At 60.7% G+C, this 23,602-nt stretch carries 27 protein-coding genes, 1 other RNA gene and 1 riboswitch; of the genes, 14 read left to right on the top strand and 14 right to left on the bottom strand.

Translation table 11 applies throughout. The features are described from left to right. The 8 genes from bluB to VE934_RS00545 are packed head-to-tail and all read right to left on the bottom strand — an operon-like array spanning position 1 to position 7,294. Positions 1-669 (bottom strand): 5,6-dimethylbenzimidazole synthase, encoded by a 669-nt coding sequence (gene bluB / locus VE934_RS00580; RefSeq protein ID WP_324883335.1) that lies wholly within the window; start codon positions 667-669, stop codon positions 1-3. Positions 670-683: 14 nt separating this feature from the next. After that, positions 684-1,265 carry a cob(I)yrinic acid a,c-diamide adenosyltransferase gene (gene cobO / locus VE934_RS00575; protein ID WP_324883252.1) on the bottom strand — a complete coding sequence of 194 codons (582 nt, stop codon included), beginning with the start codon at positions 1,263-1,265 and terminating at the stop codon, positions 684-686. Positions 1,266-1,284: 19 nt separating this feature from the next. Then, complete coding sequence (locus VE934_RS00570; RefSeq protein WP_324883250.1) at positions 1,285-2,052, bottom strand: ABC transporter ATP-binding protein; 768 nt, start codon at positions 2,050-2,052, stop codon at positions 1,285-1,287. After that, positions 2,049-3,077, bottom strand: coding sequence for an iron ABC transporter permease (locus VE934_RS00565; protein WP_324883247.1), 1,029 nt, complete (start codon positions 3,075-3,077; stop codon positions 2,049-2,051). Before VE934_RS00565 ends, VE934_RS00570 begins: the two co-directional genes overlap by 4 nt. After that, complete coding sequence (locus tag VE934_RS00560) at positions 3,074-3,952, bottom strand: helical backbone metal receptor (RefSeq protein ID WP_324883245.1); 879 nt, start codon at positions 3,950-3,952, stop codon at positions 3,074-3,076. Before VE934_RS00560 ends, VE934_RS00565 begins: the two co-directional genes overlap by 4 nt. Further along, on the bottom strand, positions 3,949-4,527 hold the full coding sequence (gene cobU, locus VE934_RS00555) for a bifunctional adenosylcobinamide kinase/adenosylcobinamide-phosphate guanylyltransferase (RefSeq protein ID WP_324883243.1): 579 nt from the start codon (positions 4,525-4,527) through the stop codon (positions 3,949-3,951). The genes VE934_RS00560 and cobU overlap by 4 nt, the downstream gene beginning before the upstream one ends. Then, complete coding sequence (locus VE934_RS00550) at positions 4,520-5,371, bottom strand: cobalamin-binding protein (protein WP_324883241.1); 852 nt, start codon at positions 5,369-5,371, stop codon at positions 4,520-4,522. Before VE934_RS00550 ends, cobU begins: the two co-directional genes overlap by 8 nt. Before the next feature lie 39 nt (positions 5,372-5,410). Further along, entirely contained in the window at positions 5,411-7,294 is a 1,884-nt protein-coding gene (locus VE934_RS00545) for a TonB-dependent receptor domain-containing protein (protein WP_324883239.1), read from the bottom strand. A 79-nt stretch (positions 7,295-7,373) separates the two neighbouring features. Beyond that, a riboswitch (cobalamin riboswitch) is annotated at positions 7,374-7,663 on the bottom strand. A 35-nt stretch (positions 7,664-7,698) separates the two neighbouring features. On the opposite strand from VE934_RS00545, the gene VE934_RS00540 reads away from it, so the two are divergent. The 4 genes from VE934_RS00540 (at position 7,699) to VE934_RS00525 (ending at position 9,415) form a co-directional block, all read left to right on the top strand. After that, a complete protein-coding gene (locus tag VE934_RS00540) occupies positions 7,699-7,956 on the top strand; it encodes a DUF904 domain-containing protein (protein ID WP_324883237.1) in 258 nt (85 codons plus the stop codon). Continuing rightward, positions 7,953-8,324 carry a cell division protein ZapA gene (locus tag VE934_RS00535; RefSeq protein ID WP_324883235.1) on the top strand — a complete coding sequence of 124 codons (372 nt, stop codon included), beginning with the start codon at positions 7,953-7,955 and terminating at the stop codon, positions 8,322-8,324. Before VE934_RS00540 ends, VE934_RS00535 begins: the two co-directional genes overlap by 4 nt. 37 nt (positions 8,325-8,361) lie before the next feature. Next, positions 8,362-8,541, top strand: a non-coding RNA gene (ssrS, locus tag VE934_RS00530) — 6S RNA. 55 nt (positions 8,542-8,596) lie between these two features. After that, positions 8,597-9,415, top strand: a complete 819-nt coding sequence (locus tag VE934_RS00525; RefSeq protein WP_324883233.1) for a sulfite exporter TauE/SafE family protein — start codon at positions 8,597-8,599, stop codon at positions 9,413-9,415. Positions 9,416-9,417: 2 nt separating this feature from the next. Here VE934_RS00525 and VE934_RS00520 read toward each other — a convergent pair whose 3' ends face one another. Further along, positions 9,418-9,762 (bottom strand): antibiotic biosynthesis monooxygenase, encoded by a 345-nt coding sequence (locus tag VE934_RS00520; protein ID WP_324883231.1) that lies wholly within the window; start codon positions 9,760-9,762, stop codon positions 9,418-9,420. Between the two features lie 24 nt (positions 9,763-9,786). Beyond that, positions 9,787-10,869, bottom strand: a complete 1,083-nt coding sequence (locus tag VE934_RS00515) for a cytochrome P450 (protein ID WP_324883229.1) — start codon at positions 10,867-10,869, stop codon at positions 9,787-9,789. Between the two features lie 107 nt (positions 10,870-10,976). Here VE934_RS00515 and VE934_RS00510 point away from each other — a divergent pair, with 107 nt between their 5' ends. Continuing rightward, a complete protein-coding gene (locus VE934_RS00510) occupies positions 10,977-11,669 on the top strand; it encodes a winged helix-turn-helix domain-containing protein (protein WP_324883227.1) in 693 nt (230 codons plus the stop codon). Here the strand turns inward: VE934_RS00510 and rraA are convergent. Then, positions 11,666-12,202, bottom strand: a complete 537-nt coding sequence (gene rraA, locus VE934_RS00505) for a ribonuclease E activity regulator RraA (RefSeq protein ID WP_324883225.1) — start codon at positions 12,200-12,202, stop codon at positions 11,666-11,668. The two genes, VE934_RS00510 and rraA, sit on opposite strands and share 4 nt — an antisense overlap. Further along, positions 12,199-12,690 (bottom strand): Lrp/AsnC family transcriptional regulator, encoded by a 492-nt coding sequence (locus VE934_RS00500; protein ID WP_324883223.1) that lies wholly within the window; start codon positions 12,688-12,690, stop codon positions 12,199-12,201. Before VE934_RS00500 ends, rraA begins: the two co-directional genes overlap by 4 nt. 92 nt (positions 12,691-12,782) lie before the next feature. On the opposite strand from VE934_RS00500, the gene yedA reads away from it, so the two are divergent. Together yedA and VE934_RS00490 are read left to right on the top strand one after the other, a co-directional pair. Beyond that, positions 12,783-13,694 (top strand): drug/metabolite exporter YedA, encoded by a 912-nt coding sequence (gene yedA, locus VE934_RS00495; protein ID WP_324883221.1) that lies wholly within the window; start codon positions 12,783-12,785, stop codon positions 13,692-13,694. A gap of 122 nt (positions 13,695-13,816) precedes the next feature. Next, on the top strand, positions 13,817-14,266 hold the full coding sequence (locus tag VE934_RS00490; protein WP_324883220.1) for an SWIB/MDM2 domain-containing protein: 450 nt from the start codon (positions 13,817-13,819) through the stop codon (positions 14,264-14,266). A 108-nt stretch (positions 14,267-14,374) separates the two neighbouring features. Here the strand turns inward: VE934_RS00490 and VE934_RS00485 are convergent, their stop codons facing one another. Further along, entirely contained in the window at positions 14,375-16,078 is a 1,704-nt protein-coding gene (locus VE934_RS00485; protein WP_324883218.1) for a thiamine pyrophosphate-binding protein, read from the bottom strand. Between the two features lie 135 nt (positions 16,079-16,213). Next, positions 16,214-16,522, bottom strand: coding sequence for a hypothetical protein (locus tag VE934_RS00480; protein ID WP_324883216.1), 309 nt, complete (start codon positions 16,520-16,522; stop codon positions 16,214-16,216). Between the two features lie 144 nt (positions 16,523-16,666). Here VE934_RS00480 and VE934_RS00475 point away from each other — a divergent pair, with 144 nt between their 5' ends. The 7 genes from VE934_RS00475 (at position 16,667) to VE934_RS00445 (ending at position 23,499) form a co-directional block, all read left to right on the top strand. Beyond that, positions 16,667-17,317, top strand: coding sequence for a TetR/AcrR family transcriptional regulator (locus VE934_RS00475; protein WP_324883214.1), 651 nt, complete (start codon positions 16,667-16,669; stop codon positions 17,315-17,317). A gap of 156 nt (positions 17,318-17,473) precedes the next feature. Beyond that, positions 17,474-18,451, top strand: a complete 978-nt coding sequence (locus tag VE934_RS00470; RefSeq protein WP_324883212.1) for a tripartite tricarboxylate transporter substrate binding protein — start codon at positions 17,474-17,476, stop codon at positions 18,449-18,451. 102 nt (positions 18,452-18,553) lie between these two features. Beyond that, positions 18,554-19,717: a Gfo/Idh/MocA family oxidoreductase gene (locus VE934_RS00465; protein WP_324883209.1), complete on the top strand. Its 1,164-nt coding sequence runs from the start codon at positions 18,554-18,556 to the stop codon at positions 19,715-19,717. Between the two features lie 61 nt (positions 19,718-19,778). Then, positions 19,779-20,966 carry a dihydrodipicolinate synthase family protein gene (locus tag VE934_RS00460; protein WP_324883207.1) on the top strand — a complete coding sequence of 396 codons (1,188 nt, stop codon included), beginning with the start codon at positions 19,779-19,781 and terminating at the stop codon, positions 20,964-20,966. A 94-nt stretch (positions 20,967-21,060) separates the two neighbouring features. Then, positions 21,061-21,939, top strand: a complete 879-nt coding sequence (locus tag VE934_RS00455) for a sugar phosphate isomerase/epimerase family protein (protein ID WP_324883205.1) — start codon at positions 21,061-21,063, stop codon at positions 21,937-21,939. 91 nt (positions 21,940-22,030) lie between these two features. Continuing rightward, the gene (locus VE934_RS00450; RefSeq protein ID WP_324883203.1) at positions 22,031-22,930 is read left to right on the top strand and encodes a DMT family transporter; all 900 of its coding nucleotides are present in this window, start codon (positions 22,031-22,033) and stop codon (positions 22,928-22,930) included. 8 nt (positions 22,931-22,938) lie between these two features. After that, positions 22,939-23,499, top strand: a complete 561-nt coding sequence (locus VE934_RS00445) for a DNA-3-methyladenine glycosylase (protein ID WP_324883201.1) — start codon at positions 22,939-22,941, stop codon at positions 23,497-23,499. Positions 23,500-23,602 lie beyond the last annotated feature (103 nt).

Below are 23,602 nucleotides of genomic sequence, written 5' to 3'. Positions count from 1 at the left end.
TCAACCGCCTGTGCTGGCAACTGTGGCGGTTCTGCCCCACAGGTCTTCAAAAACCATTTCGGCGAGCGGCGCGCGGCGTGCCCACTTCTCGGTCTGCAACATGGGCTCGTCGTAGAAGGCCTGCACCGGCCCGAGGCACAACACAGCAACAGGTTTGCTGCCTTCAGGCATCTGTAGCAGCTGTGCCAGTTGGACCGGGTCAAACAGGGACACCCACCCCATGCCCAAGCCTTCTGCGCGTGCTGCAAGCCACAGGTTTTGAATCGCACAGGCCGCTGATGCGAGGTCCATCTCGGGCAAGGTGCGGCGTCCAAACACATGTTGCTCGCGCCCCGGTGGCAAAGTCACGACCAAGACCTCCGCAGCGTCAAGCACACCCTGAACCTTTAGCTTCATGAACTCGTCTTCACGCGCACCAAGGGCCTGCGCGGTCAACACCCGCTCCTGCTCAATCAGTGCATGCAGGCTTTCACGCAACTGCGGATTGCGCACGCGGACAAAACGCCAGGGCTGCATGAAACCAACGCTGGGTGCATGGTGCGCAGCCGACAACAGGCGCAGCAATATCGCATCGGACACACTGCCGCCGCTGAAATGCCGCATGTCGCGCCGCTCGTGGATGGCGCGGTACACCGCAGCTTGCTCGGCCGGACTGAAAGCGTGGTCCATCGACGCGGTCACGCTTAGTCCTCAATGCCACGCTGTGCCGGAATCCCTGCATTAAATGCATGTTTGACCTTGGTCATCTCTGTCACGGTGTCAGCCAGTTCAATGATCTCCGGTGGGCAACGGCGGCCGGTGATCACCACGTGCACGTCTCTTGGCCGGTCATTCAGCGTCTGCAACACATCGTCCAGCGGCATCCATCCGTAGATCAGTGGGTAAGTCAATTCATCGAGAACCACCATGAAGTTCTCACCGCCCAGAATGGCGGCCTTCGCTTTCTCCCAGCCATCGCGTGCAAGTTGTGCCGAATGCTCAAGATCCTGGCTTTTCCAGCTAAAGCCATCACCCAGACCTTCAATCGGAATACCCAGTTGCTCAAACATTCGGTGCTCACCAAAGCGCGCGCTGGGCACTTTCATGAACTGGAATATCTTGACCGCTTTGCCGTGCACATGGTGGCGGCCGTGGGCGCGCAGCGCCAGGCCAAAGGCGGCGGTACTTTTGCCCTTGCCGTCGCCGGTGTTGACGATGAGCAGGCCGCGGCGTTCGCCCTCGGGTTTTTCATAGGGCTTATCGGTGGGTGGTGTTTCGATTTGCATGTTTCTTTTTTCGTATGACTCAGATGCGGGGAAGCGCTACCCACTGGCCGGCCAGTGGGTGTACGACGATGCGCCGGTCAAACACGTCTTCCAGCGCGCGGTGTGTAGTGGGGTCGGTGCAGGCGCCCTGGTGCGTGACGCGCCCGGCGGCCATCACAACCATCTCGTCAGCCTGCAACGCAAACGATATTTCATGCAGCACACTCACCACCGTCTTGCCATGGTGCACAAGCTCGCGCGCAAGTTGCAGCCAGTCGGCCTGGTGCGGTGGGTCCAGGTTGGCCAGCGGCTCGTCCATCAGCAGCACCTGGGCTTCCACGGCCAGCACCCGTGCGAGCAGCACACGCTGGCGTTCGCCACCGGAGAGCTGGCCCAGGGGCCGGTCGCGCCAGTCCCAGGCCTGCGTGGTGCGCAGGGCGCGCTCGACGGCGGCACGGTCGGCATCCGACGGCGGCGCCAGCCAGGGCTGGTGCGGCAGGCGCCCCAGCATGGCCACGTCATACGCACTCAGGTCATCGGCCGAGTTTTCGTTCTGCCCCAGCCAGGACAGCTGTTGCGCGCGCTGGCGGGCGCGCATCTGCTGCAGCGGCTGGCCCAGCAGCGCCAGCTCGCCGCCGTGCGCCAGCAGACCGGCCAGCACGCGCAGCAAGGTGGATTTGCCCGCGCCGTTGGGGCCAACAATGCTGGTCCACCGCGCGGCGGGCAGTGTCAGCGAAATACCGTGCAATACCTCAACATTTCCGAGACTAGCCCTTATGGCGCGGGCGGCAATAGCTATCGAATTCATAGCGATCCGCTCCCACGGGAACCGCGCCGGTGCATCAGCCACAGCAGGTAGCTGCCACCCAGCACGGCAGTCAGCACACCCACAGGCAACTCCTGCGGCGCAATCATCCAGCGAGCCAGCACGTCGGCCACCATCAGCAGCAGGCCGCCCATCAGTGCGCTCAGCACCACCAGCCGGCCATGGGTGGTCTTGATCATGGAGCGCACCAGATGCGGCGCAGCCAGACCCACAAATGCAATCAGGCCGGTCTGCGCCACCGCCGCGCCGGTGACCAGCGCCAGCACGCCCACCAGCACCGCACGCACGGCTGCCAGCGGCAAGCCCAGGCTGGCCGCCGTGGCCTCGCCCAGGGCCAGGCCGTCGAGCACGCGGCCCAGCGCCCAGGCAATAGCCAGCGTCGGCAGCAGCACCGCCACCATCACGCCGCAGGACGCCCAGCCCACAAAACCAGTGCTGCCGAGCATGAAAGCCTGCATGGCCTGCAGGATGTCGGGCACCGCCAGCGAGACCAGATCGCGCGCCGCGCCCAGCACCACGCCGACGATGACGCCAGCCAGCAGCAGGCGCAAGGTGTGCAGCACCCCTTTGGCCAGCAAGAGGGTCAAGAGCACGCCGCCCACAGCACCGGCAAACGCTGCACCGGTCAGACCCAGACGCACCAGGAAAGCCGTCGCAAACGGCGACACGCCAAACAGCGCCAAGGCCACCGCCACACCCAGCGCGGCGCCAGAGGCACTGCCTAACAAATAGGGATCGGCCAGCGGGTTGCGAAACAAACCCTGGGCAACCGCACCGGCCAGCCCAAGCAGGCCGCCGGCCACCCAGGCGCCCAGCGTGCGCGGCAAGCGAATGTCCCAGATGATTTGCCACGCAACCGGGTCATGGCGTGCGTGGAGCACGCTGTCAAAGCCGGTGCTGCCTACCCCCGCGCCCACCAGCAAAAACACGGCAGCAACAAGCAGCAGGCACAGGCCAATCAGATAAGTGCGGCGCTGGACGGCGCCACCGGGCACAGCGGCACTCATTGAACAGGTGCCCCGGGTTTGCCACTTTTACTCGCGATGCAGGTGGCCATGAGGCGCGCCGCTTCAGCCATGCGCGGCCCCGGCCGCACCAGCACGTCGGACTCTTCCGGGGTGAACACGCACAAGCGACCCTCGCGCAACGCCCGCATGCCGGCCCAGCCCGGGCGCTGTGCCAGGCCCTGCGCGTTGCGCGCGCCAATCATGATCACATCGGGATTGGCCCGCACCACATATTCAGGATTGATCTTTGGGAAAGGCCCGAGCTCGGGCGTCATGATGTTCTTCACGCCCAGGCGCAGCAGCGTCTCGCCGATGAAGGAGCTGGTGCCTGCGGCATAAGGCCCGCGGCTGACCTCAAAGTAAACCCGCGTGTCTTTGGCGGCCGGCGGTAGCGACTGCGCAGCCGCCGAGACCCCGGCGTCAATGGCACGCCAGATGCGCAGGGCGTCGGGGACTTCAAGCACCTGGCCGATCTTGCCCATCACGCGCTGCACGTCCACGGCATTCTTGGGCTCCAGCGCAATCACCTTCAGGCCCAAAGCCTCCAGCCGCTGCACGCCGCGCGAAGACGTGGCCATCAGCACCACGTCGGGTCGCAGGGCCACCACGGCCTCCACGTTGGGATCGATTCCGCCCCCGACCTGCGGCAGACTGCGAACCATGGCCGGGTAATTGGAATAGCGGTCCACACCCACCAGCCGTTTGCACTGGCCCAGCTCGCAAACGGTCTCGGTCAGAGACGGCAGCAAACTGACGATGCGTTGCGGACTTTGCGCCAACGTGACGGTGACGCCGCGGTCATCGGTGACCTGCAAGGCCTGCACCGGCGTCAGCAGCATCACTCCCAACCAGCTCGCGCACAGTATCTTTTTCATGCTCCGCCTTTCAGGGTGAGTGGCAGGCCGGCCGCCATAAAAGTCACGCGCGCGCACGCCTGCGCCACCTCCTGATTGAGCCGCCCCAGCGCATCCACAAAGTCGCGCGTCTCGCGGCCCATGGGAATCACGCCGAGCCCGATTTCATTCCCTACAAAAACCAGCGGCCCCGGTGCCGCTTCAATTGCTATTAAAAGCATAGCTGCTTGCGCCCGTGAATCAGGGGCCAACGGCTGATTTGACGTGGCATCGACGGGCATCAGCAGGTTCGTCAGCCACAAGGTCAGACAGTCCACCACCACCAGCGTCTGCGGCGCGCTGACCTGCCGGATGGCCTGCGCCAGGTGCAGGGGTTCCTCAACCGTCGTCATGCCCGGCACCCTTTCCGCGCGGTCTTGCTGGTGGCGCAGGATACGCTCACGCATCTCTTCGTCCCAGGGCTGGCCGGTGGCGATGAGTACCGCGCGATGGTCGGGCGATTGCGCCATCCACTGGCGCGCCAGCATTTCCGCCCGGCGCGACTTGCCGCTGCGCTGGCCGCCGAGGATGAGCTCGCTGCGCGCAATTTCAAGCATGGGTTTTGCTCCATTGCACTACCAGGCGGTGTATCTGCTCGACACCCTCGGTGAGGGCGGCGGGGCCGGGCTGAAGGATTTCTGCCGACTTGATTTCAAACAGCTGCTTGTTTTTGACGGCGTTGACGTTTTCCCAACCAGAACGCGCCAGCACATGGTCAGGTCGAAATTTCCGGCCGCACCAGGAGCCAAAAATGATGTCCGGGTTGCGCCGCACGATCTCGCTGCCGTCGGCAATGATGCGGTCCTTGCCCATGGGCTGCGAAGCCAGTTCGGGAAAACAATCGTCACCCCCGGCAATACCCATCAGCTCGGAGACCCAGGCAATCGCACTGATGTGCGGGTCGTACCACTCTTCAAAAAACACACGCGGTCGGCGTTTGAGGGTTGCCGCAGTTGCCTCAATCTCAAGCAGGCGTTGCTGCATACCCCGGATCAACGCCAGGCCACGCGCCTCCTGACCCACCATGGCAGCAAGCTGATACATCATGGAAAAAATTTCCGCCACGCTGCGCTGGTTGAAGATGGTGACCTGTATTCCCTTTTTGACCAGCTGCGAGGCAATGTCGGCCTGCAAGTCAGAAAAACCAATCACGCAGTCGGGCCTGAGCTCCACGATCTTGTCGATCTTGGCGCTGAGAAAGGCGCTGACTTTGGGTTTTTCCTCCCGGGCTCGCGGCGGCCGTACGGTGTAGCCCGAAATACCCACGATGCGCCGTTCCTCGCCCAGCAAATAGAGCCACTCGGTCGGTTCTTCGGTCAGGCAAACAATGCGCTGCGGGCCGTACAAGGCGGTGCCCTGGCTTGATGCCAGCACTTGCCAGTCAGCGGCTTTGTCAGTCATGGCTGACCCTCGGCAAGGGCGAGCGCGGTGAGCCCCACGTCACATGGCCCACGACAAGGCCACAAAGGTGTTGCGGCCCGGAACGGAAAATCCATTGGCCAGCATGTACTGCGTGTCGGTCAGGTTGTTGATGCGGGCGAGCAATGAGAGGTTTTTCTGGAGTTTCCAGTTCAGACCCACGTTAAAGACCTCATAACTCTTGAGTGAGTCGCGCCCGGCACCGACCACCTTGGCATCTTCCCGGCTGCTCGACATTCGAAGCTCGCCGAAAAGCGTGACGTCACCCATGCGGTGACTGATACGCGCGTTCAAGACGTGCTGGGCTATGCGTACCAGGCGAAGATCATTCTGCGCGGCAATCGTCGAGTACGACCGCGGGTCTGCATAGTCATACGACAGTGCATAGTTGGTCGCGCGCTCCTGCCAGTCAGCAGTGAGCGTTACGCCCCGAAGCACTGCCGCCGAGCTTTGCACATTGGTGGAAGGAATGATGAATCCCTGGATATCGTTGTGGTACACCACCGCGCCCAATGCGAGGTTTTTCTTCTGGTACTTGAGGCCTACCTCCGTGGCGCGGTTTTGTTGCGGCGTCAAGGCAGGGTTGCCAAAGGCGGGGAAGTAAAGCTGATTGAACGTGGGCGCCTGGAAGCTGGTACCCACGCTGGCAACCGCACGAAGCCCTTCCACCAGACGGTAGCCTCCCGAGAGTGCCCAGTTGTTAAAACTGCCAAACTGCGAATTTTTGTCATTGCGCACCACGGCCAGAGCGTTCCAGCGCTCACGATTGAAGGCATAAGACACCAGGGAACTTCTCACATCACGCTGTTTGACCGAATAGTTGGTAGAGCTGTCCACGGCTTCGGAACGCTCTTCAAACATCACGGAAAACACGTCTTTTCCCAGCGTGAAATCGTTCTGCCAGGTCAGCTGATCCCGCTTGCTGTTGAACCTGTCATTGCCACCAAATCTTCCATCCGAGAAACGGTAGTACTCGGAAACCGAATTTTCGTCACTGCGGGCGGCGATGAGGCTGGATTTCCAGTTGGGCAACCATTGCGCATCCCACCGGGCGGTGGCATTGTGAATCCTGGGCTTGGCTCTCGCGTCGGAGGTCAGCTTGGTCAAGCCCAGGGGATTGGGGGATGGCACGCCATCGAACCGGTACTCCGTGTCACTCTGGAGCAGGCTCAAGGTAAGGCGGTGATCGCGGTTGACCTTGGCTGTCAACTTGGCATCGACGCTGCTCGAGGTAAAACCGTCGGCATCAGCGTTGTAACTTGTCGATGCGGGGTCAGAGCGCGAACTGATGCCACGTGCTTTTTCCCGTGACACACCCAGGCTGTAACCGATGGCGCCCGAGGTGCCGCGTATGGATGCGTCTGTCTGCCGTTGTCCGGCTGAACCCGCCCCTACGGTGGCGCTTAGCTCCAGCCCGTCGGTGGGTTCGCGCGTAAAGATCTGGATCACGCCACCCACCGCGTCGGGTCCGTAAAGAGCCGAGGCCGCGCCCCGCAGAATTTCGATACGTTCAATCCGCGAGAGAGGGAGGTTTTCGAACGATGCGCCACCCGAAGTGGCGGAGCCCACACGCACGCCATCGATCAACACAATGGTTTGCGAATTGCTGGCGCCGCGCAGAAAGATGCTTGAGTTGGAGCGGTAACCGCCATTGGTCCCCATCTGAACGCCCGGCTGCTGCGCCAGAATGTCGCGCAGCGACGATTGACCCGCCCGCTCCAGCTCCTCACGGTCAATGATGGAAACGTCGGCAATCACATCGGTCACCGGCGTAGCGACGCGCGACGCAGTGACGACCATCTCTTTAAGTTGCGGCGTGGCATCGGTTTGGGAATAAGCGGGAAAGGCAGCAGCCAAAGCCAGCGGCAGCACGGCAAGGCGTGCACGGGAAACACAGGTTTTCATGAAGGGAAACAATCAACAAGAGCTCTCACCGGCTTCCCCGCCAGTGCATGAGCGATACGGTTGCTATCTGCCATGCAGACGTGCAACCACCTTGTTGGCCGGTATCCGGGCTGACGGAACCGCCTTCATCGCCTTCCCAAGCGCGTGTTCAGAACGCTCAGTGGCTAGTGATGAAAGCTGAATACGTCCCCAGGCTTGAATCAGGGGAGCAGTATTCGTCCGTTTACCGTTGCGGGGGCAGCGCAGGTTAAAAATCGTGGCGTGGTGCCTGCCTTACAGACCGGCAAACTTGGCCCCGACTCCCTCCTGCTTCCCGTTGAACTGCGGCGTGTGAACCACACCGCGAGCACCAACAGGCAAGATTCTACGCGTCAAAACCCCTGTAAACCCTACAATTGGCTGTCATGTCGAACCAAACCCAAATCGACCAGATTGCCGAGCGCGTCGAGCGGCTCTTGCTGCGTCACGAGGAATTACAGCGCACCAACGTCTTGTTGAGTGAGCAGGTCAATCTGTTGACACAGGAGCGCGACTCATTGCGCTCACGTTTGAGTGCAGCACGCGCACGGGTAGACGCATTGCTTGAACGGCTTCCCGACTCTTCATCCATCGCGCCCGCCGCCATGGCCGACGCAAGAACATCCGCAGGAAGCGACTCATGAAACAGCTTGACGTGCAAATCATGGGGCAGAGCTATTTGCTGGGTTGCCCCGAGGGGGGCGAGTCGCGCCTGCTGGACGCCGTTGGCAAGGTTGATGCGGCCATGTGCAAGATCCGCGACGCCGGAAAAATCAAGGCGCGGGACCGCATCGCTGTGCTGGCCGCGCTGAACCTGGCGTTTGAGTTGTCCGAAATGGAAACCAACGCACTGATCGCCTCCCGCAACAATCCTGCAAGCCCAGAGGCGGCAGCAAGCCAGCGCGAGCCGTCGGGCCATGCGCAGCAGCAAGACGGGACTTCAGAGCCCCAGCTTGCAGCCCTGCTGCAGCGCCTGGACCACGCCCTGGGCAGCGACGGCCGGCTACTTTAAAGCACATCGCGTAACAGGCGACAAACGCCTACAATTGCGCTGTCTGCGGTGCGCACCGGGCTTTATATTTCCTTGAACCAATGCTCTTAGAGCACGGGCTTGGTAAATTGTCAGGCAGGCGTGATCGTCTCGCGTTAGACGAACCCGAAACCTGACTGCCCTCGCCCACCTGAACCCTGGTTCAGGATGACGGTCCGGTGGCACTTGCAGACACCCTCTCTTTCTTTTTGCCGCCCTCTCGGGCCCGCTCCGAACCCACACTCCCATCGCCCATGACTTTCGAACCGCTCCTCGTCATTCAGCTCGCACTGCTTGGCATCGGCACCGGCTTTCTGGCGGGTCTTCTAGGCATTGGTGGCGGCATGCTGATGGTGCCGTTCATCACCATCATTCTGGCGAACCGGGGCGTTGCGCCCGATCTGGCGGTGAAGATGGCAATCGCCACGTCCATGGCCACCATCATCTTTACCTCGATATCCAGCGTGCAGGCGCACCACAAACGCGGTGCAGTGCGCTGGGACATCGTCAAACGCTTGGCACCCGGCATCGTGTTGGGCAGCATCATCGGCAGCCTGGGTGTGTTTGCGCTGCTCAAGGGCTCCCACCTGGCCATCTTCTTTGGCCTGTTTGTCAGCTTCTCGGCCACGCAAATGTTTCTGGACAAAAAACCCAAGCCCACACGCCAGATGCCAGGCAGCGCCGGACAGTTTGCCGCTGGCAGCGTCATCGGGTTTCTGTCGGGCCTGGTGGGCGCAGGCGGCGGCTTTATCAGCGTGCCCTTCATGACCTGGTGCAACGTCGCCATCCACAACGCAGTCGCAACTTCTGCGGCGCTCGGCTTTCCGATTGCGGTTGCCAATGTGGTGGGCTATGTCATCAGCGGCCAGGGTGTGCAGGACCTGCCTGTCGGCTCGGTAGGCTATATCTGGCTGCCGGGACTTGTCGTCATCGCTGTCGCCAGTTTCCTGACCGCGCCGCTGGGTGCCAAAGCCGCACACAACCTGCCAGTCAGCAAACTCAAACGCGTTTTTGCCAGCATTCTCTACGTGCTGGCTGCGTACATGCTCTACAAGGGGCTGAGCAGCCTCTAGCGTCAGCCGTGCGCCGCGCGCGAGTCCGCGGGAGCTTCCTCTCGCTCCTTCAGCCCGTAGTCGCGAATCACCTCGGCGATCCGCAGCCGGTAGTCCTTGAACATGGTGGACCTTCCCGCAGCCTGCGCCGCGCGGTGCGCTTCCAGGTTGCGCCAGGCCTGCAGGCAGGACTCATCACGCCAGAACTGCAATGACAGCAGTTTGTTGGGCTCGCTCAGGCTCTGAAAGCGCTCGATGGAAATGAATCCATCCATCTTGAGCAGCTCGGCTTTCAGCTCAGCTGCCCAGTTCAGGTAGCCCTCGCGGTGAGCCGGATCCGGCCAGACTTCAAAAATAACGGAGACCATGGAGTTCCCTTTCCTGAATTCTTTCTAATCTTCAAAAACCGGCACACGTGCGTTGGTAAGCGGTCGAAACCCGTTGCTGCGAGAAAACAAGGCATCAAATCGGCCTCGGGCCCTTATTTCACGGGCGCCATTTGCTACTATTTCAATAGCAATTTGCGCACCGGGGCAAGCATGAGGCCCCTCACCAAAACCAATGCTTCGGACTGACTCGCGGCGCGGGTCAAAGCTTTCAGGCTGCGGATTCATCGCCTCATCGCGGTTGGCGCTGGCCAACACAAGCAACACCGCCTGCCCTTCCTCGATGGGCTGATCCAGCAGCAGGAGAGGTCCTGCAGCAAAACGTCGGGTGTTCTGAATCGGCGCGGCGTAGCGCTCGACCTCGCGTACAAATACGCGCATCGCATCAAGCGATTCATCGGCCAGCGCGGAAAGCGGGGGGCGCTGCATCAGTTGCAAAGCCGTATGTCCCAGCAGGCCACCAGTCGCATCAATGGCTTGCTGCATGAACGCAATGCGGTTGGCCGACTGGGCAAGGTTCAAGCCCAGGGCCCGGCCCTGCGCCATCAGGGCTTCAGCGGCTTCATGGGCCTGTGCCAGTGTTGCGGCGTTGGCGCCCGGGGCAATACCCCGCGCGAAGTGAAGCGCCCATCGACAGGTGTTGTCACGCTCGCTCTCCGGAACGCCCAAAAGTCGCGCCATGGTTTCCAAGGGCAATGCCGTCAGCACATCGTTGGCTGACAGCTCTGGCGCCAGGCTCGCCGCTGCATCTTCTGCCGCCCGCGCCACATCGGCCAGTTGCCAACGGCGTGCGGTCCGTTCGACTTCGGGCTTGTGCTCAGCATGAAAAGTGCCATCTGTCATGCGGACCAGATGCGCAAACACCTCACCCGTGGCTGTACCCAGCAAAACCATTGGCACCGGCTCAGCCAGTGGCCGCACCCGCAACGAAGGATGGCGCAACGCCGCGCTGACTGCAGCCTGGCCGCTGGCGACCCACACACCCAGACCGGAATCGAAAAAAAGAGGCCGCACTTCGCGCAGACTGCGGTAGTACGGATAAGGGTCGGGATGGGTGACCGCCGCAATGGCGCTGCTGGGTGCTTGCATGAAAAGCAGTGTCCCAAGCAGGCGACGGTTTGTCCAGCGCCAACAGTTTGGCTATCATCAAAGCATGATTGCACCGGCACCAATCCCAAGCCAGCGGAAAACGACTCATGCCGATTGAACCCGACATCGCGCGCATTGCGGCCACCATCGGTGACGCCAGCCGCTTACGCATGCTGGTGTTGCTGATGGAAGGCCGGGCGCTGACAGCCAAGGAGCTTGCTCTGGGCGCTGGCATCGAGCCAGGCACAGCGACCTCTCACCTCAGGCGACTTGTGGACGACGGCCTGCTTGAATCAACATCACAGGGACGGCACAAGTATTTTCGTTTTGCGTCCGAACAGGTCGCGCAGCTGGTGGAGACGCTGATGCGTGTAGCACCCAAACGCAAAAGCCTGCCAAAAGCAACGCAGGATGATCCGATACGGCGAGCACGGTTTTGTTATGACCACCTTGCGGGTTCTCTCGGCACCGGCCTGTTGGCCACGCTGCTGCGCAAAAAATGGTTGACGCCCGACAGCGCCGGAACCGGACAGCTGCTGGTCACCCCTGCGGGAGAAAAATCGCTGCGCGCCTTTAACCTTGACCTTGAAGAACTGCGCGGCAGGCGCCGTCAGTTCGCCTGCACCTGTCTGGACTGGTCAGAGCGGCAAGACCATCTGGGGGGCGCGTTAGGCGCAGCATTGGCCGACCATTTCACGCAGCAAGGCTGGATAACGCGTAAAAAGCACTCGCGCCTGGTGTTGGTCAGCGCGGAAGGTGCTGCCCACTTCAAGCGCCTGGGCATCAAACTTCCGGTCTAAGGCGAAGCCTTCCCGGGCATCACAACAATGCCATCTTCGTCAGCATAGAGCCAGTCGACCGGATAGACCCACACCCCCTGGATTTGGACGGGCACGCCCGACTGACCCTCCCCGCGCTTGTCGGTGGGTAATGGCATGGTGGCCAGCGCGCGGATGCCAACGTCACACTGCCTGAGCTCGGCCACATCACGCACACAGCCATTGACGACCACACCTGCCCAGCCGTTCTTCGCGGCGGCGGCGCCGAGGTTGCCACCCAGCAAAGCGCGGCGCAGTGACCCACCGCCATCAACAACCAGTACCCCGGGCACGCCACCTGTTGAGGTTTCAATGATCCCGCTGCGGTCTACCGCGGCTTTGACCAGCGAGTTGTCCTCGAAACATTTAACCGTAACCACCGGACCGCAGAACTTGGCAACACCTCCAAAATCCAGAAACACCGGGGGCAACACGCGGAAAGTACCCGTGGTGTCGCCCTTGTTGGCATCACACAAATCACAGGTGGCGAAGCTGGAAGCGTCAGGGTTTGTCATTTTCCGGTGACCTTTTTGATGGTGGGTTTGATGTTCTCGCGGCGGGCCGGCAGCACCACCGCGTTTTCGCGCGGCGCATTGAGGACGATACACGTTGCAGTCTCTGTGAGGATACAAAACTTGGTGACCACGGCATCGAGGTGCGAGACGTCAATCACGGCAATCTCCAGCACCCAGCTGTCGTCGCCGGTGACGTTGTAGGCATTCATCACTTCAGGTGTTTGCTCGATCAACTTGACCACCCGGGCATATTCGGCCCGTCCAACCCTGACAATTGCGCGGATTCCGTATCCCAGACGCGTTAAATCCACCTCAGCGCGGTAGCCCTTGATAACACCATTGAGCTCCATCTTGCGCACCCGCTCCGTCACGGCCGGCTGGCTCAGGTGCACGCGCCGCCCCAACTCGGCCATGGTGATACGGGCGTCTTTTTGCAGCTCGGCCAGGATGCGGCCGTCATACGTGTCGAATTCTGAACTTTCTGTCATTGTGTATTTCACCGTTTAATTCAAAGGTCGATCAGGTCATCTGCCTTTAATTCTGCATGTCATTTGCACCGTTGGCAACCTACCATGGCTGCATGACCTTTGCCCTATCCCACCTCTCCCGGCCGGCCAAGGCCGCACCCTTGCTGATCCCGGCGCTGCTCGCTTGCTACCTTGTGTGGGGATCAACCTACCTCGCCATCCGCTTTGCGCTGGTTAGTTTTCCACCATTTTTCCAGATGGGAACGCGTTTTCTGCTAGCGGGCGCGCTGCTGATGACCTGGGTAGTGGTGAGAAAACACAAGCTCCCGACGCTGCGCGCATGGCGCAACGCCTTCATTGTTGGCAGTTTGATGCTGGGGGGCGGCCTGGGGCTGGTTGCCAGCGCCGAGGTCCACATCGGCTCGGGCCTCATCGCCGCCTTCATTGCGGTGGTACCCATCATGGTCTCGGCCTGGGGATTCCTGCTGGGTCAGCGGCCGACACGCCTTGAAGCTTTGGGCATGGTCGTCGGTCTTGGAGGCGTCCTGATGCTCGTTCAGGGAGCCAGCTTTGCGGCTGCACCCATCGGCCTGGCGTGCATTGCCGGGTCGACCATCCTCTGGTCGCTGGGCTCGGTGCTCTCTACCGAACGGCTCCCTCTGGCCGATGGGCCAGCAGGCTTTGCAAGCGAAATGCTGTGTGGTGGCGCGGTGTTAGTGGTCTTATCTCTTGCACTGGGCGAACCGCAACAGGTCGTGAGCAACTGGCCGTGGCAGCCTCAGGCGGTGTTGGCCTGGGTCTATCTGGTGACGTTTGGATCACTCATCGCCTTCAGCGCTTACATGTATTTACTGGCGCATGCATCACCTGCGGTGGCCACCAGTTATGCCTTTGTGAACCCCTTGATCGCGATATTTCTGGGTGCTTTTTTCGCCGGGGAACAGGTCACTGGCGGTGAATGGGCGGCATGCATCGTGATTCTTGCTGGTGTCTTTTTGATTTTCAGAGGGAAACCCGCAACATAAAAGACCAAAAATAATCGATTTTCCCTATGAAACAGTGCTTTTCTCCAGTAGCATCCGCAGTGCCAGTGGAGAGTAGTTAGCTTCGCTGGTGATTTATCAACTTCTAGAAGGAAAAATCAATCATGGCAACTGCAAAAAAAGCACCGGCAAAAAAAGCACCTGCAAAAAAGGCTGCTCCGGCAAAGAAAGTCGCTGCGAAAAAAGCACCGGCTAAAAAAGTAGCGGCGAAGAAAGCCCCTGCGAAAAAAGTCGTTGCGAAAAAAGCACCGGCTAAAAAAGTAGTGGCGAAAAAAGCCCCTGCGAAAAAAGCGCCCGCCAAAAAGCGTACGCCCAACGCAGCGTTCATGAAAGCACTGACACTGAGCCCCGCTTTGTCAGCCGTGGTTGGCGCAGCCGCGCTGCCACGCACCGAGATCGTTCGCAAGCTCTGGATTTACATCAAAGCCAAAGGCCTGCAGGACAAAGTCAACAAGCGCATGGTGAACGCTGACGAAAAACTGCGCGCCGTTTTCGGCAAGGCGCAGGTGTCGATGTTTGAGATGGCTGGCCTGATCGGCAAGCACGTCAAGTAAAGCGTCGAAGCGCAGGGCCAGGGGCCCACGCAGCAAAAGGGCCACGCAAGTGGCCCTTTTTTTATTCCTTTTCGAAGCAACGCTGAAGCGCGTTCTCCCCACGGCCTCCTACTGTTTCTGTAGCGCGGTGTTCGTGATTTTCGACAAGGTCCCGCGCGTGCTGATCACCTCGGGGTCCAGCATGATTTCTATGAGCGCACCCTCTTTGCCCTCAAGCGCCTGACGCATGACCGACTCAAACTCTTCAGTGCGGGTGATGCGGGTCGCGGTGTAGCCATAGGCTCGCGCCAGCGCGCAAAAATCCGGGTTGTGCAGGCTGGATCCACTGACATGGCGCGGGTACTCACGCTCCTGGTGCATGCGTATCGTCCCGTACATGCCATTGTTGAGCAGCAGAACAATACTTTTTGCGCCGTGCTGCACCGCGGTTGCCAGCTCCTGACCATTCATCAAGAAGTCGCCGTCCCCCGCGATCGTGAAAGCCGTGCGACCCGAAACGATGCCTGCCGCGATGCCGGCAGGGACGCCGTAACCCATCGCGCCAACTGTGGGCGCCAGTTGGGTCTTTAAACCCTTGACCAGACCGTGATGTTTAAAAAAGCGATGCACCCAGCTGGCAAAGTTGCCGGCACCGTTGGTCAGCACGGCGTCTGGTGGCAGCAGTTTTTGCAGCGTGGCAACAATGGCAGGCATGTCAATCGTGCCGGGCAACACCCGTCCGCCGTTGGCCGGATCAACATTAGCCTGATAGTCCGCGTTGGCGGATTCTGCCCAAGCCTGCCACGGTACAGACACCGGCGCGGTCAGCACTTCCAGCGAGCGGGCTGCCGCATTCATGGTCGCGTTGATCGCCAGATCGGCCTGATAGACGCGATTGAGTTCTTCAGCCCCGGCATGGATGTGAACCAGCATTTGTTTGGGCCTCGGCGCTTCAATGAGTGTGTAGCCACCTGTGGTCATCTCGCCAAGACGCGGCCCGATGGCAATAATCAAGTCAGCCTCCTTGATGCGCGCCGCCAGCTTGGGGTTCAGACCAATGCCGACGTCACCGGCATACAGCGGGTGAAAGTTGTCAAAGGTATCTTGGAACCGAAACGCGTTGCCCACTGGCAAAGACCAGTTTTCTGCAAACCGCTGCAGGGCCTGCGCGGCCTGCGGTGTCCAGCCGCCGCCGCCGGCAAGCACCATCGGGCGCTGCGACTTCAGCAGCATTTCGCGTAGTTTCCGCAGCGAGCCGGGGTCGCTCCAGGCTTCCACCGCTTCCACACGCGGCAAAGGCTCTGCATCCACCACCTGGGTCAGCATGTCTTCCGGCAGAACCAGCACCACCGGTCCGGGCCGGCCGTTCATGGCCATGGCAAAGGCACGCGCTATGTATTCAGGGATGCGGCGCGCGTCGTCAATGCGCTCTACCCGCTTGGCCATGCCGCGGGTCGATGGGCCGAAGAAGCTGCTGTAATCGACCTCCTGAAAGGCCTCGCGGTCACGCGTGTCGCTGGCCACATCGCCAACAAACAGGATCATGGGGGTAGAGTCCTGAAACGCCGTGTGCACGCCGATCGACGCGTTGGTGGCACCCGGCCCCCGGGTCACAAAACAAATGCCCGGCCGCCCCGTCAGCTTGCCGTGGGCCTCAGCCATGAAGGCGGCGCCGCCCTCTTGCCTACAGGTGATAAAGGTGATTTTGTCCTGGCGCGCATGCAGGCCGTCCAGCACTGCGAGATAACTTTCACCCGGCACACCAAACACATGGGTAACGCCTTGGGCCAAAAGGCAATCAACTAAAAGGTGGCCGGCGAGTTGTGGGGTCATCCAGATATTGTGCCCCCACGGTCGCTCGCTTCGCGTAGCTCCCTGCCCCCCTAGGGTGCCGCTGCGCCTGCGGACTGGCAAAGCCAGATCCGCGGCCCCTGCTTGAAGGGAATAGCCCCCATGGTTTTCGAACAGCTACTCTGGGGTGGTGTTGTCGCCATCTGCGCCGCCCGCTTCCAGGGCCTGCCGGTCAAGCTCCGCGTCACTCAGCGGGGGCGCGCCTTCCAGGACCCGCAACTCCTCCAGAAACTCTTCAGTGGGCTCCTCATGCTCCAGCAGCACCTCTTCAAGCTTTTGCCGGCCGGTCTCTACATGCACGGATGGAGAGTGCAACTCGGTTGGTGGCACAGGAAATTTCTCACCCAGCTCATGCTTGAGGGCTTCCGACTTTTCCTCTACCCAGTGGGCAAAGTCACCATCTTTGGGTATGTTCGAATTGCTCATGGCATCTCCTTGGGTGATATGTTGGTTGTTCCAGGCGCGAATCACCTGAGCCTGATTGATTATGAATGTTTGACCTCGCAGGTGGCTGATAATTTCAACGCATGCGCGCCCTGTTTTAATTCACCAATTGGTTAACTTACCTTCATGCCCAGCTCAAAGCCAAACCCCGCCGAACCCCGCTCCCGAGACGCCGACCGGTCTCAGCTGTCGATCTTGCTGGCAGCGCGTGACGAGTTTGCGCAACATGGACTGGGTGGCGCGCGGGTCGACCGCATCGCCGAGCGCGCCGACCTCAACAAGCGTCTGATTTACTACTACTTCAAAAGCAAAGACGACCTGTTTCTGGCAGTGCTTGAGCAGGCCTACGCCGACATCCGCGCCGCGGAAACCAAGCTGCAGTTGCGCAACATGGAACCGGCCCTGGCTATCCGTCGGCTCACCGAGTTCACGTGGGAATACTACATCGACCACCCCGAGTTTTTGACCCTTCTCAACAGTGAAAACCTGCACCTGGGCCGCCACCTGGCAATGTCCAGCCGCGTCCAGGAAATGAACTCGCCGCTGGTGCAGACGCTGGCGGAAATACTCGAACGCGGGCGAGCTGATGGATTGTTTCGCGGGGGCATCGATCCGGTGCAACTCTACGTGTCCATCGCCGGCATGTCCTACTTCTACCTATCCAACAACCACACCCTGTCGGCCATCTTCGGGCGTGACTTGATGACGCCGAAAGCGCGGCACGAGCGACTCTCGCACATGTGCGACGTCATTCTGGGTTACGTCCTTAGAAACTGAATTCAGCGCAGGCTCCGTCGCGCAGCAAATCCCTTCTTTACACTTTTAATTCACCTTTTAGTGAATTACGTGTAAGATAGCTCCATCGCAGCAACTAGCCGCATCGTCCAGCAGTTGTTGTGCACCCTTGTTGCCAACCATGCCAGGAGACATCTCATGAATTTCATGCGCCTCGCCACTCTGACCTCCCTTACCTGTCTTGCGGCCTTATCGCCCCTGGCGGTCAACGCCCAGACGGCCTACCCGAACAAGCCGATCCGCGTGATCGTGCCGTTCTCGGCGGGAAGCACCACAGACATCATTGCGCGCGCCATCACCGACAAAATCGGCGTCAGCCTGGGCCAGCCCGTCATTGTTGACAACCGCGCGGGTGCCGGCGGTACGGTGGGCGCCGCTGCGGTAGCCCGTTCTGCACCGGATGGGTACACCATCCTGGTTCACTCTTCCTCGCACACGGTCAGCCCATCTACCTACGCCAAGCTGCCGTACGACACGCTGAAGGATTTTGCGGGTGTGACGCCTATCGCGCAACTGCCCAATGTACTGGTCATCTCTCCCAAAAAGGATTTCAAGGATATGCAGGGCCTGCTGCGTTATGCACGCGCCAACCCTGGCAAGCTCAACTACGCCTCCGCCGGCGACGGCAGCGCCACGCACCTCAATGCGGAAAAATTCAAGATGCAAGGGAAGTTCTTTGCGGTGCACATCCCTTATCGCGGCTCTGCCGAGGCAGTGACCGATGTGATGGTAGGCAGCGTGGACTACTACTTCTCGCCGATTGCGCCTGTACTGCCACAAATCAGCAATGGGCAGTTGCTGGCCATTGCGGTCGGCTCTGCCAGGCGCTCCGCCGCCTTGCCCAACGTGCCCACCACGTCAGAGGCTGGCGTACCTGGCTCCGAGTTCAACTTCTGGATTGGCATGATGGTGCCGGCCAAAACGCCGCGCGACATCGTCACCCGGCTGCAATCTGAAGTTGAAAAAGCGCTGGCTTCGCCCGATGTGAAAGAGCGGTTTACACGCCTCGGGGCCGAGGCCTGGGTCATGAAGCCGGAGCAGTTCGATACCTATCTGAAGCAAGAAATCGACGTCAACGCCACGCTGGTCAAAAACGCCGGGCTGCGGCCCGAGTAACACGCCAGCAAGTCCCGCCAAAAAACGTTCGTGCCCACAACAACCCTGAAAAGGTCAGGGTTGTGGCCGCCGCATTACCCAACTTAAAGAGAGAAGGATCCCATGGCTACACAACAACTCGGCATCATCATGCACGGTGTCACAGGACGCATGGGCATGAATCAGCATTTGATCCGCTCCATCGTCGCGATCCGCAAACAGGGTGGTGTCACCCTCTCCAACGGCGACAAAGTCATGCCCGACCCCATCCTGATCGGCCGCAACGCCGAGAAGATGGAAGCGCTGGCAAAAACCTGGAATATCGCGCGCTGGGGCACCGACCTCGACAAGGCGCTGGCCAACCCGGCCGACACCATCTTCTTCGATGCAGGCACCACGCAGATGCGCCCCACCCTGCTGGCCAAAGCCATACGCGCTGGCAAACATGTCTATTGCGAAAAGCCGATTGCCACCAACCTCAATGAGGCAGTTGAAATCGCCCGCTTGGCCGAAAAATCCGGTCTGAAACACGGTGCGGTGCAGGACAAACTTTTCCTGCCCGGCCTGCGCAAGCTCGACATGCTGCGCCGCGCCGGCTTCTTCGGCAAGATGCTGTCGGTGCGCCTGGAGTTTGGCTACTGGGTGTTTGAAGGCGACCTGCAGCCGATCCAGCGTCCAAGCTGGAACTACCGCACCGAAGACGGTGGCGGCATGATTCTGGACATGATGTGTCACTGGCGCTATGTGCTGGACAACCTGTTCGGCGAGGTCAAGTCCGTCTCCTGCATAGGCGCTACCCATATCGCCGAACGCTGGGACGAAGCCGGCAAGCCCTACAAGGCCACCGCCGACGACGCGGCCTATGCCACCGCCGAGCTCACGGGCCACAACGGCGAGCCGGTGATTGCGCAGATGAACATGTCCTGGGCCACCCGCGTAAACCGCGAGGACCTGGTCACCTTCCACGTCGACGGCACGCACGGCTCGGCCGTCGCAGGCCTGTCCTCCTGCAAGGCCCAATCGCGCGTCAACACACCCCGCCCGGTGTGGAACCCGGACGAAAAGCAGACCATGAACTTCTCCGACCAGTGGCAGGAAGTGCCGGACACCCAGGTCTACGACAACGGCTTCAAGATCCAGTGGGAGCATTTCATCCGCCACGTGGTTGAAAACGAACCCTACAAATGGACGCTGCCTGAAGGTGCCAAGGGCGTGCAACTGGTTGAAGCGGCACTCGAAAGCTGGAAAGAACGCCGCTGGGTGGATGTTCCTTCGCTACAAGTTTGATAGCTGCTTGCGCCCGCCAAATAAGGGCTAGAGGCATATTTTCATATGAAAAGGTAGATCCATGGCTTTGACCCTCCAATTGCCCGTTGCCGCGCGAGGTCTGCAGACTTACACACTGAGCGGCTCAACCCCTGTGCGTCCTCCGCCAAGTGTAAAGTTCAACCGCATCGCCTATTCGGCGGCGCACGTGGTGGCCGACCCGCTGGCCGTGATCGATCCTTGGGTGGGTTGCGCCATCGACTGGGACAGCACCATTGCCTACCGCCGTCACCTGTGGTCACTGGGGCTGGGCGTGGCAGAGGCCATGGACACCGCGCAACGCGGCATGGGCCTGGACTGGCCCACCTCGCTGGAGCTGATACGACGTTCATTGGACGCGGCCAGGGACTTTCCCGGGGCGCTGGTCGCTTCCGGGTGCGGCACTGACCATCTGGTGCTGGATGAAGTCAAAACGGTTGACGAGGTGATTGCGGGCTACGAAGACCAAATGGCTGCGATTGAAAAACTCGGCGGCAAACTCATCGTCATGGCCAGCCGCGCGCTGGCGCGCGTAGCTAAGTCGCCAGCCGACTATGAACGTGTTTACGACCGCATCTTGAGCCAGGCGAAACAGCCCGTGGTGCTGCACTGGTTGGGCGAGATGTTCGACCCGGCGCTTGCTGGATACTGGGGCAGCAGCAACGTCGAAAAAGCCATGGACACGGCCTTGGGAATCATCAATGCGCACCCCGACAAGGTCGACGGCATCAAAATTTCATTGCTCGACAAAGAAAAAGAGATTGCGATGCGCAGACGCTTGCCCGCAGGCGTGCGCATGTACACCGGTGACGATTTCAACTACGCCGAACTGATCGCGGGTGATGGCCAGGGCAGCGATCTGTTCCACGGCCAGAGTGATGCGCTGCTGGGCATCTTCGACGCGATCGCACCTGCGGCCAGCGCCGCACTGGGCGAACTGGCCCAGGGCAATGTCGAGAAGTTCCACGCCATCCTCGGCCCCACCGTACCGCTGTCGCGCCACATCTTTGCCGCGCCCACACGTTTCTACAAAACCGGCGTGGTGTTCATGGCATGGCTCAATGGCCATCAAAGCCACTTCACCATGGTCGGCGGCCAGCAAAGCACTCGCTCGCTGCAGCACTTTGCCGAACTCTTCCGATTGGCCGACGCCGCGAATCTACTGGAGCAGCCGGAACTCGCCGTGCAGCGTATGAAAACGCTGCTATCCATCCATGGCGTCGAAAGCTAAACCCTAACCTGTCATGCCGGACTTGATCCGGCATCCATGGCGGCGCCCCGATGGATTCCGGGTCAAGCCCGGAATGACAAACATCAGGAACCCAATGCGCGACTTTTCCACCGACCACCGCTGGCTCTCCATCAACACCGCAACTGTGCGTAAAAGCCGTGGCATTGAGCAGCCACTGACCACCATCATCGAAACTTGCGCCGAGCGCGGCATCCGGGCCATTTCGCCCTGGCGCGACCAGGTGGCCGCTGCCGGCCTTCCGGTGATTTCGAAACTGGTGAAAACGCATGGGCTAGAACTCTCAGGCTACTGCCGCGGCGGCATGTTCCCCGCAGTTAACGCCGCAGGCCGGCAAGCGGCGCGCGACGACAACCGTCGCGCCGTGAATGAGGCCTGCGAGCTCAACGCCGCCTGCCTCGTGTTGGTAGTGGGCGGCCTTCCGGGCGCGCTGGCCGGCCAGGCCGCGCACAAAGACCTGGCGCTTTCCCGTAGCCAGGTGCATGACGGCGTTGCTGAGCTTCTGGAGTACGCCAAGCTCAACCGTATGCCTCTCGCCATAGAGCCACTGCACCCGATGTATGCCGCAGACCGGGCCTGTATCAACACAATGGAGCAGGCATTGGACCTGTGTGATGCACTGGACCCCGAAAAGAGTGGCGCTCTGGGTGTGGCGGTCGATGTCTACCACGTCTGGTGGGACCCCAAGCTTGAACAGCAAATCAATCGCGCAGGGCAAAAGCGGCTTATGGCCTTCCACGTCTGCGATTGGCTGACACCCACCACCGACCTGCTCAACGATAGAGGCATGATGGGTGACGGCGTGATTGACATACCCAAAATTCGCGGCTGGGTTGAGAACGCTGGCTTTGCGGGCTACAGCGAGGTCGAGATTTTTTCTGCCGGCAACTGGTGGCAGCGCGATGCTGCTGAAGTGCTGGAAATTTGCATCGCCCGGCACCGCAGCGCGGTGTAAGCCCACTCGCATTTCAGAAGGTCAGTTGGGAACGGAAAGCGGCGCAGCGCCTCCATTGCTACGGGTAGACTGCTGTAATGAAGTTTTCACCATGACCCTGAGCGTTTTGGCCGCCGCAAACCGCCGCGGCATTCTTTGCATGGTGGGTGCCATGGCCTTTTTTGTCACCAACGACGCGCTGGTCAAATTTGTCAGTCAGTCCATGCCCGCCGCGCAGCTTATTTTTATCCGTGGACTGATGTCGGTCGTGCTCGTTCTGGTGGTGGCACATGCAATGGGGGTCACCTCGCGCATGCGTGAAGCCGCGCGGGGCTGGGTTGCGGGCCGCGCCGTGGTGGATGCCATCGCCACCATGCTGTATCTGGGATCGCTGTTCAACCTGCCCATAGGCAATGCCACAGCCATCAATCTGGCCGCCCCCTTGTTCATGACCCTGTTTGCGGCGCTTTTCATGGCCGAGCGGGTGCGCGGTGCCCGTTGGCTGGCCGTGGTGGTCGGTTTTGCAGGCGTGTTGATGGTTATCCAGCCGCGGGCCGACGGGTTCAACCCGTACGCACTGGTTTGCTTGTTCGGTACGCTGTTTCATGCTGCACGCGACCTCATGACTCGTCGCATCGACGCGGGCATACCGTCGATCCTGATCACACTGTCCACTGCCGTTGCAGTCACACTGGTGTCCGGTGCGGGAACGCTGATACAGGGCTGGAAGCCCTTCGGCCTTGCAGAGCTCGGCCTGCTTGCCCTGGCCTCCGTTTTCCTCACTGGCGGCTACTACCTCATCATCAACAGCATGCGCCAGGGCGAGATGACGCTGATTGCGCCCTTTCGCTACAGTGGGCTGCTGTTTGCATTGCTGCTTGGTTACGGCGTCTGGGGCGAAATTCCCAATGCGCTGGCCTGGTTCGGTATCGCGCTGCTGATTGGCTCCGGACTGTTTGTGCTGATCAACGAAAAGCGGCGCAGGCCAGCGCTGACGGTTCCACCCGGGTGAGCAAAGGCGTGCCCAAAACTTCGCTCGATTTTCTGGCATCGGCGCCCGAAGTGACCCGCCGATTGATAGGCGCCACCCTGCTGGTGCACGGCGTGGGCGGGCGCATTGTTGAAACCGAGGCCTACGACCGGGAAGACCCGGCTTCCCACAGCTTTTCGGGGCCCACCTTGCGCAATGCAGCCATGTTTGGCCCGCCAGCCCACACCTATGTGTACCGCTCGTACGGCATCCACTGGTGTCTGAACCTGGTGTGTCGGGAAGAAGGGCATGGCGCGGGTGTGCTGATTCGCGCCATCGAACCCCTTGAAGGGATGGATCTGATGCGCGAGCGGCGTGGACTGGAGGAAATCCGCCTGCTGTGCGCCGGGCCGGGCCGCGTGGCTCAGGCGCTGGGCATTAGCTCTGCGCACAACGCCATGGCCACCAGTGTGCCGCCCTTCAAGCTGCTGCCTGCCCCCGCAAAAGTCAAAGTCATCAGCGGGCCACGCATAGGCATTTCAAAAGCGATGGACCAACCCTGGCGCTTTGGCCTGGAAGGCTCGCGCTTTCTCAGCAGGCCGTTTCGCTAAACCTTAAACCCAAGGGCAAACAGCGGGTGGAAGCTGGTCTTGAAAAAGTGTGAAAGCGCGCTTCCGGGCTGGATGCACTTTCGCTACAAATTTGATAGCTATT

Source organism: Polaromonas sp. (assembly GCF_035638815.1).
GTDB lineage: Bacteria > Pseudomonadota > Gammaproteobacteria > Burkholderiales > Burkholderiaceae_C > Polaromonas.
This window is presented reverse-complemented; position numbering and strand designations above follow the sequence as displayed.

What these genes read in the sequence shown, in the direction of transcription:
- VE934_RS00550 (WP_324883241.1), bottom strand. Translation starts at nt 5,371, where the DNA reads ATGACTGACAAAGCCGCTGACTGGCAAGTGCTGGCATCAAGCCAGGGC.
- VE934_RS00470 (WP_324883212.1), top strand. Translation starts at nt 17,474, where the DNA reads ATGAATTTCATGCGCCTCGCCACTCTGACCTCCCTTACCTGTCTTGCG.
- VE934_RS00500 (WP_324883223.1), bottom strand. Translation starts at nt 12,690, where the DNA reads ATGACAGAAAGTTCAGAATTCGACACGTATGACGGCCGCATCCTGGCC.
- VE934_RS00565 (WP_324883247.1), bottom strand. Translation starts at nt 3,077, where the DNA reads ATGAGTGCCGCTGTGCCCGGTGGCGCCGTCCAGCGCCGCACTTATCTG.
- VE934_RS00570 (WP_324883250.1), bottom strand. Translation starts at nt 2,052, where the DNA reads ATGAATTCGATAGCTATTGCCGCCCGCGCCATAAGGGCTAGTCTCGGA.
- rraA (WP_324883225.1), bottom strand. Translation starts at nt 12,202, where the DNA reads ATGACAAACCCTGACGCTTCCAGCTTCGCCACCTGTGATTTGTGTGAT.
- VE934_RS00465 (WP_324883209.1), top strand. Translation starts at nt 18,554, where the DNA reads ATGGCTACACAACAACTCGGCATCATCATGCACGGTGTCACAGGACGC.
- cobU (WP_324883243.1), bottom strand. Translation starts at nt 4,527, where the DNA reads ATGCTTGAAATTGCGCGCAGCGAGCTCATCCTCGGCGGCCAGCGCAGC.
- VE934_RS00520 (WP_324883231.1), bottom strand. Translation starts at nt 9,762, where the DNA reads ATGGTCTCCGTTATTTTTGAAGTCTGGCCGGATCCGGCTCACCGCGAG.
- VE934_RS00490 (WP_324883220.1), top strand. Translation starts at nt 13,817, where the DNA reads ATGGCAACTGCAAAAAAAGCACCGGCAAAAAAAGCACCTGCAAAAAAG.
- VE934_RS00545 (WP_324883239.1), bottom strand. Translation starts at nt 7,294, where the DNA reads ATGAAAACCTGTGTTTCCCGTGCACGCCTTGCCGTGCTGCCGCTGGCT.
- VE934_RS00460 (WP_324883207.1), top strand. Translation starts at nt 19,779, where the DNA reads ATGGCTTTGACCCTCCAATTGCCCGTTGCCGCGCGAGGTCTGCAGACT.
- VE934_RS00535 (WP_324883235.1), top strand. Translation starts at nt 7,953, where the DNA reads ATGAAACAGCTTGACGTGCAAATCATGGGGCAGAGCTATTTGCTGGGT.
- yedA (WP_324883221.1), top strand. Translation starts at nt 12,783, where the DNA reads ATGACCTTTGCCCTATCCCACCTCTCCCGGCCGGCCAAGGCCGCACCC.
- VE934_RS00510 (WP_324883227.1), top strand. Translation starts at nt 10,977, where the DNA reads ATGCCGATTGAACCCGACATCGCGCGCATTGCGGCCACCATCGGTGAC.
- bluB (WP_324883335.1), bottom strand. Translation starts at nt 669, where the DNA reads ATGGACCACGCTTTCAGTCCGGCCGAGCAAGCTGCGGTGTACCGCGCC.
- VE934_RS00475 (WP_324883214.1), top strand. Translation starts at nt 16,667, where the DNA reads ATGCCCAGCTCAAAGCCAAACCCCGCCGAACCCCGCTCCCGAGACGCC.
- VE934_RS00560 (WP_324883245.1), bottom strand. Translation starts at nt 3,952, where the DNA reads ATGAAAAAGATACTGTGCGCGAGCTGGTTGGGAGTGATGCTGCTGACG.
- VE934_RS00515 (WP_324883229.1), bottom strand. Translation starts at nt 10,869, where the DNA reads ATGCAAGCACCCAGCAGCGCCATTGCGGCGGTCACCCATCCCGACCCT.
- VE934_RS00525 (WP_324883233.1), top strand. Translation starts at nt 8,597, where the DNA reads ATGACTTTCGAACCGCTCCTCGTCATTCAGCTCGCACTGCTTGGCATC.
- VE934_RS00485 (WP_324883218.1), bottom strand. Translation starts at nt 16,078, where the DNA reads ATGACCCCACAACTCGCCGGCCACCTTTTAGTTGATTGCCTTTTGGCC.
- VE934_RS00455 (WP_324883205.1), top strand. Translation starts at nt 21,061, where the DNA reads ATGCGCGACTTTTCCACCGACCACCGCTGGCTCTCCATCAACACCGCA.
- VE934_RS00480 (WP_324883216.1), bottom strand. Translation starts at nt 16,522, where the DNA reads ATGAGCAATTCGAACATACCCAAAGATGGTGACTTTGCCCACTGGGTA.
- VE934_RS00450 (WP_324883203.1), top strand. Translation starts at nt 22,031, where the DNA reads ATGACCCTGAGCGTTTTGGCCGCCGCAAACCGCCGCGGCATTCTTTGC.
- cobO (WP_324883252.1), bottom strand. Translation starts at nt 1,265, where the DNA reads ATGCAAATCGAAACACCACCCACCGATAAGCCCTATGAAAAACCCGAG.
- VE934_RS00540 (WP_324883237.1), top strand. Translation starts at nt 7,699, where the DNA reads ATGTCGAACCAAACCCAAATCGACCAGATTGCCGAGCGCGTCGAGCGG.